Here is a 7585-nt window from a genome sequence, read left to right on the forward strand (position 1 = left end):
GCGCGGTCTCGCCGGACCGCGGATACGAGATCGCGGTCGCCGCCGCGCTCGGGGATGACCTCGACGCGGCGCTGGATCCGGCGGCGCCTTCGTTCTGGGGCGGGCGCGAGCCGCAGGTCCCGGCGTGGCCGCAGGGCGCCACGCCGCTCGGTCCACTGGTCAAGGCTCCGGGCGTGCTGGCCGCGCGGCTGGCCTTCGTGGCCCTGGTGGCGCGCGAGGATGGCGACCGGCTCGCCGCCGAGCTCAAGCCCGGCATGCGGTTGGTTTCCAGGGAAGGCGACCTCTGGCGTTGGGACGGCTTCGTGGCGCGGGCCGATGCGCCCAAGCCCGCCGCCGTGCGCCTGGAACAGAAGACCCGGTTGGCCGAGGTCGAGGCCGAGATCGAGAAGCTGACGCCCAGGGCGCTGGCCGCGCGCGCCGCCGTCGAGGCCGCCGCCCAGCGCACCCGTCAGGCCGAGGAGGCCCTGCGCGCCGCCCGCCGCGAGCCGCCGGTGCTTGAACAGAAGACCGCCCAGGCCCGCGCCGCCCTGGAGCGCATCGAGCGCGACGCCGCCCTGAAGGCCCAGCGAGCCGCCTCCCTCGACGACCTGATCGACCGCTTCGAAGCCGAGTTCGCCGAGCACGAGGCGGCCCTCGAGGCCATCATGGCCGAGGTCGGCACGGACGAGGGGGCGGGCGAGCTGCGCGCCAACCTGACTGCCGCCCGCGCCGCCGCTGGACCCGCGCGCGAGGCCGCCGCCGAGGCTCGTTCGGCCCACGACCTTGAGGTTCGCGAGCGCGACGGCCGCGCCAGGCGGCTGCAAGGCCTGCAGAGCGAGCATGGCGATTGGGTCCGCCGCTCGGCGACCGCCGCCAAGCGCCAGGACCAGCTCGCCGAGGCGCGGACCAAGGCGCATGCCGCGCTGGAGACCGCCAAGGCCGCGCCGACCACGCTTGAGACCCGCAAGGTCGCTCTGCTGGACGAGCTCGCCGTGGCGGAGGCCCGCCGCGCCAGGACCTCCGACGCCCTGGCGGAGGCCGAGCGCGAACGCGCCGAGGCCGACCGCGGTCTGCGCGCCGCCGAGACCGCGGCCGCCGAAGCCCGCGAGGTGCGCGCCAGCCTCTCGGCCCACGCCGAGGGCGCCGTGCAAAGGATGGCCGAGGTCGCCGCCAACATCCGCGAGGCCGCGCGGATGGAACCGGAGGAACTGGCGAAGAAGCTCCGCGACGATGCCGTGGCGATCCCCGCGGACGGGGCCGGGGCCGAGGCGCACCTGTTCAACCTGGAGCGTCAGCGCGAATCGATCGGGCCGGTGAACCTGCGCGCCGAGGAGGAGGCCGGAGAGCTCTCGGCTCGCGTCGAGGCAATGGCCCTGGAGCGCGCCGACCTGACGGGCGCCATCGCGCGCCTGCGCCAGGGGATCGACGAGCTGAACCACGAGGGCCGCGAACGCCTGACTGCGGCCTTCGGGGTGATCAACGAGCACTTCAAGACACTGTTCGAATCGCTGTTCCAGGGCGGCCAGGCGGAACTGCGGCTGGTCGAATCGGACGACCCCCTGGAGGCCGGCCTGGAGATCTATGCCTGCCCGCCCGGCAAGCGGATGGCGTCCATGAGCCTTATGAGCGGCGGCGAGCAGGCGCTGACCGCCGCGGCGCTGATCTTCGCGGTCTTTCTGGCCAATCCCGCGCCGATCTGCGTGCTGGACGAGGTCGACGCCCCGCTGGACGACGCTAACGTCGACCGCTTCTGCAACCTGCTCGACGAGATGTGCCGCCGCACGCAGACCCGCTTCATCGTCATCACCCACAACCCGGTGACCATGGCGCGCACCGACCGCCTGTTCGGGGTGACGATGGCCGAGCGCGGCGTCTCCCAACTGGTGTCGGTGGACCTGCGCCAGGCCGAGGCGATGGCGGCGCAATAGAAGCTTCAGTGCAGGCGTTATCGAGGTCGTTGAAAAATATCGTCAAATCAATATCTTACGGCGTATCTGCCCAGCCTTGACGCACTGCACACGTCTCTATAGGTTCCGCGCGACCTGAAGCCCCCGCCGCGGCGGCTACGTCGCAGCCTGTTAGGCCTCCCGACGCATGCCGACGCCGGTTGAATCGCACGACGAGGCGCGCAAGCGGCTCAGCGCGCGAATGGACGCCTTGGAGGCCGAGCGTGCGCCAAAGCAAAGCACGGCGGTCCAGGCGTTGTCGGGAGACGGGTTCCGCTTCCTTGGTGAAGTGGTTGGTGGGGTGTTGGGCGGGACCGGCCTTGGCTGGGTCGTCGATCGCTTCGCGAATACGCAGCCCCTGGGGTTGATCGGCGGTCTGCTGATCGGCACCGGGTTCGCCATCTTCGTCGCCGTTCGTGGCGCCGCGGAGCGGACGAAGAAAGCCATGGAAGAGGCGGGACCCCTCCCGTCTATTCCCGACGACGAGAACGATTGAGGCCGACCAATATGGCGCAACAGCCCGCCATCGACCCGATGCATCAGTTCCTGATCCACAAGATCGTGGATATCCCGCCGGTGAACATCGGCGGGTTCATGCTCGACCTGTCGATCACCAATTCGGTCTTCACGCTGCTCGTCGGGACGGCGTTCCTGATGGTGTTCATCGCGCTGACCGCCCAGGGCCGCATTGTGCCGAACCGCGCGCAGGCGAGCGTCGAGGCGCTGTACGGCATCATCGACAACGTGCTCGTCAGGCCGATCATCGGCGCGGGCGGCAAGCCGTACATCCCCTTCGTCTTCACGATCTTCATGCTGATCCTGACGCTCAACCTGATGAGCGTGGTGCTGGCCATCGGCAATATCGGCGGCCAGGAGTGGACCTTCGCGGTGACGTCTCAGCTGGCGGTGACCGCGACACTGGCGCTGATCACCTTCCTCAGCGTCTTCATCCTGGGCTTCGTGAAGCACGGGCCGAAATTCCTTGGCCTCTTCTGGGTGCCAGGCATGGGCGTCGTCGGCGGCGCGCTGATGGTCATCATCGAGATGATCTCCTACTTTGTGCGACCGATCACCCTGGCCATGCGACTGTTCGGCAACATCCTGGGCGGCCACGTGGTGATGAGCCTGTTCGGCTCCTTCGTGGTCGGCCTCGGCATCTTCGCCCTCGGCGGCGGCCTGGCGACCCTGGGCTGGATCGGCTCGGGCCTGTCGCTGACCATGATCGTCGCGCTGACCGGCCTGGAACTGGTCGTCGCCGTGCTGCAGGCCTTCGTGTTCGCCGCGCTCACCGTCGTCTACCTCAACGAGGTCGTGAACTTCGGTCACGGCCACTAACCGCTAACGAGCTCAAAAGAGGACTACACACTATGGATCCTGCTTCCGCGAAGATGATCGGTTCCGGTCTCGCCGCCATCGGCATGGCCGGCGCCGGCGTCGGCCTCGGCGTCCTATTCGGCAACTATCTGCAAGCCGCCATCCGCAATCCGTCGGCCGCCGCCAGCCAGCAAACCATGCTGTTCCTGGGCATGGCGCTGACCGAAACCATGGGCCTGTTCGCCTTCGTGATGTCGCTGCTGCTGCGCTTCGGCTAAGCGGCGATACTGCAAGGACAGGATCCCGCGCCGATGGCTGTCGAGACCCATGCTACGACCGAGGCGGCGGGCCACGCTGCCGCCTCCGGCGGGCTGCCGCAGTTCGATTTCCAGTGGTGGCCAGGCCAGATCGTCTGGGTGCTGCTGGTCTTCATCGTGCTCTTCATCTACATGCGCGCCTTCGCCGTGCCCAAGCTGGGCGGGGCCATCGAGGCGCGGGACGCCAAGATCGAGGGCGACCTGGCCGATGCGCGCAAGCTGAAGGACCAGGCCGACGCCACGGCCCAGGAGGCCGCCGCCGAGCGGGCCCAGGGCCGCGCCGCGGCGCAGAAGCTGGCCAACGATGCCCGCGCCGCCGCCCGCGGCGAGATCGACAAGGCGCTGGCCGCTGAGGAGGCTCGCCTCGCCGAGACCGCCGCCAAGGCCGACGCCGCCATCAACACCGCGCGCGACCAGGCCATGACCAACGTGGCCACGATCGCTCAGGAAACGGCTGCCGCCATCGTCGCCAAGCTGACCGGCAAGGCGGCCTCGGCCGCCGAGCTGACGGCCGTGCGGGCGCGAGGATAAGTGATGACCGAACTCCTCATGGACGCCCACTTCTGGGTCGGCGTCGCCTTCGTGATCTTCGTCGGCCTGATGCTCGCCCTGGGCATCCACAAGCTGGCCTGGAACGCCCTCGGCGAAAGCGGGCGCAAGGTGCAGGCGCAGCTGGATGAGGCTGCCGCCCTCCGCGCCGAGGCCGCCGCGCTGCTGGACAACATCAAGGTCGAGCGGGCGGAAGCTGAACGCCACGCCGCTGAGATGCTCGCCGCCGCCAAGGAAGAGGCAGAACGCTTCGGCGTCGAGGCCCGCGCCAAGCTCGCCGAACAGATCGAGCGCCGCGGCCAGATGGCCGAGCGCAAGATCGCCCAGGCCGAGGCCCAGGCCGAGGCCGACGTCCGCGCCGCCGCCGCCGACCTGGCAACCCAGATGGCCGAACAGGTGCTGGTCCAGCGCCTGGCCGCGACCTCCGCCGACCCCCTGATCGACAAGGCCATCGGCCAGCTGGCCGGCAAGCTGCAGTAGGCCTCTTACCGCATCGGCGCCGCCGCTCCAGTCTGGCGGCGTCCGGTCAGGCGCGCGTTGGGGAACGTCGCGCCTTCGACCGGTCCACGAGCCTCACGACACCCCCGCACCGCCGCCGGCCCGTCCACCTGGGGGACGAAGCCCGCCAGGCGCGAATCCGGGCGTCGTGAGGTTCGTGGACCACGTCCCGCCTCACCCCACGCCGTCCAACGCCTTGTACTGCCGCTCGCCGAACAGGATCGAGCGGTGCTCGTCGTTGAATCCGTCCATGCCGCCGGCGATCGTCTCCTTGCGCGCCTCGCCCGTCGCATTGCCCCGCCGCACCGCAGGCCGCGCGCCCACCAGCGCGCCCCAGCGCATCAGGTTCGGGAACTCCGCCGCGCGCGCCTTCACCTCGCGCATGATGTACGGATAGATGGCGATATCGGCGATGCTGTAGGTCTCGCCGGCGATGTAAGTCGTCTTCGCCAGCTGCCTGTCCATCACCCGCAACAGCCGCGTCACCTCGTTTGCGTAGCGCTCCATCGCGTAGGGATGCCGGTCCTTGGCGTAGAACGTGAAGTGCGCGTGCTGGCCGAACATCGGTCCCACGGCCGACACCTGGAACATCAGCCACTGATGGCAGATAGCCCGCTCTCGGGGGTCCTGCGGGACGAGGCTGCCGGTCTTCTCCGCCAGCCACAGCAGGATCGCGCCGGTCTCCCACAGCACGAACGGCGGCTCGCCCGCGGGCACGCCATCGTCAACGATCACCGGCGTCTTGTTGTTCGGGTTCAGCGCCAGGAACGCCGGCGTCAGCTGGTCGCCGGCCAGGATGTCGATCGTCTCCAGCCGCCATTCAACCCCCAGCTCTTCGAGGGCAATGGCGATCTTGCGCGCATTGGGTGTCGGCCCGCCATAGAGCGTGATCATCCGGGTCTCCTCGGTCTCGCAGGCGCCGAAGCCGGCGTGCAGGCGATCGTGATGGCGGGGCCGGCGGGTGTCGAGCATGCATCGCCCCACGCAGGGGAAGTGCGCGAAACGCGGGGCCGCTTGATGCGAGGGCGGCCGCACTGATCCAGATCAATTCCCCCAGGTCTAGCTCTCCCCAAAATTGCGCGATGCATCGCACTTACGAAGTGTATCTCCGGCACCGCGAGGGGCATCGGCGGTTTGTCGCAGTCACCTGTGACAGGGGGGATCTCTACGACCGAACCTCCGACATTCTGGCGTCATCCGAGGCCGTTGAGGCCGAAGTGCAGGAAGCGGGACGTCACCTGTTTGCAATCCGCCGACAGCGCCCTGTGGGATAGGAGCCGCGCCCGAGTGTGTCTTGACTTGACTGACCTGCGACCCTCGAGGGCGACGAATGGCGATCACGATAGCCTGGAGCTGTCGCGCTTCAGCCATTGACGCCATGGCGCAGCCGTTGCGTCTTCTTCTTGCGGCAGCGTCTCGGGAGCTGCCTCGCGCGTCGACGGGAGCGAAATGGCCATACATCGCAAGGTGCTCGTTCCTGCGGGTTTAGCGGCGCTGCTCATGGCGGGCGTTGCCGGCTTCATTGTTCTCAATCGGCCTGCCGAGGTCACGACATCCGTCGTCAAGCCGCAGAAGACGGAGCGCGTCATCGCGGTCGTCGGCCGGGTGCGCCCTGTCGAGCGGGTCGACGTGCGCGCCATCAATGCGGGTCAGGTCGTTCGGCTGCTCCATGACGAAGGCGACACGGTCGCGGCCGGCGCGCCGCTTGCCATCATCAAGGCGGTCTTTGAAAAGGCGCAGGCTGAGGCAGAGCTGGCGCGCGCGAAGGCCGTGCGGGCTCGCGCGGCGGAGGCCCTGCAGACATTCGGACGGACAAAGGCGCTGTTTGACCGGGGCTTCGCCGCGCAGGCCGCTCTGGATCAGGCGCGCGCCGAGCTGCGTACCGCCGAAGCCGAGGTGGCGGCCGCCGAATCCAGCGCCCGCGCCGCTATAGAGCGCACCCAGGAGTTCGTGGTTCGCGCGCCGAGCGCCAGCGTCGTCCTCGCCAGGCCCATCGACACCGGCCAGGTGGTGGACACCACCACCGTTCTCTTCGAGCTCGGCAGCGTGTCCGGCGGAGAGATCGAGGCGGAGGTTGACGAGGCCTACGGCGACGCCATCCGACCGGGAATGCCCGCGCGGATCGCCACCACGGGGGGAAGCAGGATCTGGAGCGGAAGGGTGTCGGAAGTGTCGCCAAGGGTCGACGCCTCGACCGGTGGCCGACTGGTAAGGCTGACCTACGACGCCGGCGCCGACCTGGTCCCCGGCCGGTCCGTCGATGTCACCATAGTGGTGCGCTCGGCCGAGACGCTCATGCTGGTCCCGCGTCAAGTGGTTGTGGACGCCACTGTGGCGCCCAAGGTCTACGTCGTGGACAAGGACGACACCGTAGGTGTCCGGCGGGTGCGAATCGCAGACTGGCCATCGGTCGATGCGATCGTAGAGTCCGGGGTCGCTGCAGGAGAACGCATCGTCCTCGAGCCCGGCGCCGTGTCGCCGGGCGAGCGTGTGCGAGTGAAGGAGGAGCAGTAGGGGATGTTCGCGTTCACCGTCGCCCGACGCTACCTCGCCTCCAACCCCGCACAGACCGTCCTGCTTCTGGCCGGCGTCGCGCTGGGTGTTACGGTATTCGTGTTCATTACCGCGCTGATCGAGGGACTTGAGGTGCGGCTGACAGAGCAGGTCACCTCGAACAGCGCGCACGTGAGCCTGGAGCCCGATACGCGACGCGGGCGCATTCTCGAAGCGCCGGGGGTGCGGAGTGAAGGTCCATCGCTCGTCTCCACGTTCCAGCGAAAGCAGGTCCGCCAATGGCGCTCGGTCGTGGATCAGATCCGCGCCCAGGAAGGTGTGGCGGGCATCAGCCCGCAGATCACCGGAAGCGCCTTCCTCATCCGCGGCGAAGCCGTCCAGCCGGTGTCGGTCACAGGCCTGGAGCCGGATGGGCTGGACGTCATCTCCCCCATCAGCACCAAGATCGTGGCAGGAACGTCGGCCATG

Annotated in this window: 8 protein-coding genes and 1 pseudogene; 8 read left to right on the forward strand and 1 reads right to left on the reverse strand. The window is 68.8% G+C overall.

Features of this window, described 5'->3' with window-relative positions:
- The 6 genes and pseudogenes from QZV94_RS20855 to QZV94_RS20880 form a co-directional block, all read left to right on the forward strand.
- A pseudogene (locus tag QZV94_RS20855) lies at nucleotides 1–1907 on the forward strand (chromosome segregation protein SMC); the annotation flags it as partial.
- Between the two features lie 166 nt (nucleotides 1908–2073).
- On the forward strand, nucleotides 2074–2421 hold the full coding sequence (locus QZV94_RS20860) for an AtpZ/AtpI family protein (RefSeq protein ID WP_293681432.1): 348 nt from the start codon (nucleotides 2074–2076) through the stop codon (nucleotides 2419–2421).
- Between the two features lie 11 nt (nucleotides 2422–2432).
- Nucleotides 2433–3260, forward strand: a complete 828-nt coding sequence (locus QZV94_RS20865; protein WP_293681435.1) for a F0F1 ATP synthase subunit A — start codon at nucleotides 2433–2435, stop codon at nucleotides 3258–3260.
- A 32-nt stretch (nucleotides 3261–3292) separates the two neighbouring features.
- Nucleotides 3293–3517 (forward strand): F0F1 ATP synthase subunit C, encoded by a 225-nt coding sequence (locus QZV94_RS20870; protein ID WP_293681438.1) that lies wholly within the window; start codon nucleotides 3293–3295, stop codon nucleotides 3515–3517.
- A gap of 33 nt (nucleotides 3518–3550) precedes the next feature.
- Entirely contained in the window at nucleotides 3551–4087 is a 537-nt protein-coding gene (locus QZV94_RS20875; protein WP_293681441.1) for a hypothetical protein, read from the forward strand.
- A gap of 3 nt (nucleotides 4088–4090) precedes the next feature.
- The gene (locus QZV94_RS20880; RefSeq protein ID WP_293681444.1) at nucleotides 4091–4585 is read left to right on the forward strand and encodes an ATP F0F1 synthase subunit B; all 495 of its coding nucleotides are present in this window, start codon (nucleotides 4091–4093) and stop codon (nucleotides 4583–4585) included.
- Between the two features lie 192 nt (nucleotides 4586–4777).
- On the opposite strand, the gene QZV94_RS20885 is transcribed toward QZV94_RS20880, so the two are convergent.
- Complete coding sequence (locus tag QZV94_RS20885) at nucleotides 4778–5575, reverse strand: glutathione S-transferase N-terminal domain-containing protein (protein ID WP_293681447.1); 798 nt, start codon at nucleotides 5573–5575, stop codon at nucleotides 4778–4780.
- Between the two features lie 477 nt (nucleotides 5576–6052).
- Between QZV94_RS20885 and QZV94_RS20890 the strand changes: the two genes are divergently transcribed.
- Complete coding sequence (locus tag QZV94_RS20890; RefSeq protein ID WP_293681450.1) at nucleotides 6053–7117, forward strand: efflux RND transporter periplasmic adaptor subunit; 1065 nt, start codon at nucleotides 6053–6055, stop codon at nucleotides 7115–7117.
- A gap of 3 nt (nucleotides 7118–7120) precedes the next feature.
- A partial coding sequence (locus tag QZV94_RS20895; RefSeq protein WP_293681453.1) for an ABC transporter permease occupies nucleotides 7121–7585 on the forward strand: 465 nt, incomplete at its 3' end.

This window comes from uncultured Phenylobacterium sp. (assembly GCF_902826855.1).
Classification (GTDB): Bacteria; Pseudomonadota; Alphaproteobacteria; order Caulobacterales; family Caulobacteraceae; genus Phenylobacterium.

What these genes read in the sequence shown, in the direction of transcription:
- QZV94_RS20875 (WP_293681441.1), top strand. Translation starts at nt 3,551, where the DNA reads ATGGCTGTCGAGACCCATGCTACGACCGAGGCGGCGGGCCACGCTGCC.
- QZV94_RS20870 (WP_293681438.1), top strand. Translation starts at nt 3,293, where the DNA reads ATGGATCCTGCTTCCGCGAAGATGATCGGTTCCGGTCTCGCCGCCATC.
- QZV94_RS20885 (WP_293681447.1), bottom strand. Translation starts at nt 5,575, where the DNA reads ATGCTCGACACCCGCCGGCCCCGCCATCACGATCGCCTGCACGCCGGC.
- QZV94_RS20860 (WP_293681432.1), top strand. Translation starts at nt 2,074, where the DNA reads ATGCCGACGCCGGTTGAATCGCACGACGAGGCGCGCAAGCGGCTCAGC.
- QZV94_RS20880 (WP_293681444.1), top strand. Translation starts at nt 4,091, where the DNA reads ATGACCGAACTCCTCATGGACGCCCACTTCTGGGTCGGCGTCGCCTTC.
- QZV94_RS20865 (WP_293681435.1), top strand. Translation starts at nt 2,433, where the DNA reads ATGGCGCAACAGCCCGCCATCGACCCGATGCATCAGTTCCTGATCCAC.
- QZV94_RS20890 (WP_293681450.1), top strand. Translation starts at nt 6,053, where the DNA reads ATGGCCATACATCGCAAGGTGCTCGTTCCTGCGGGTTTAGCGGCGCTG.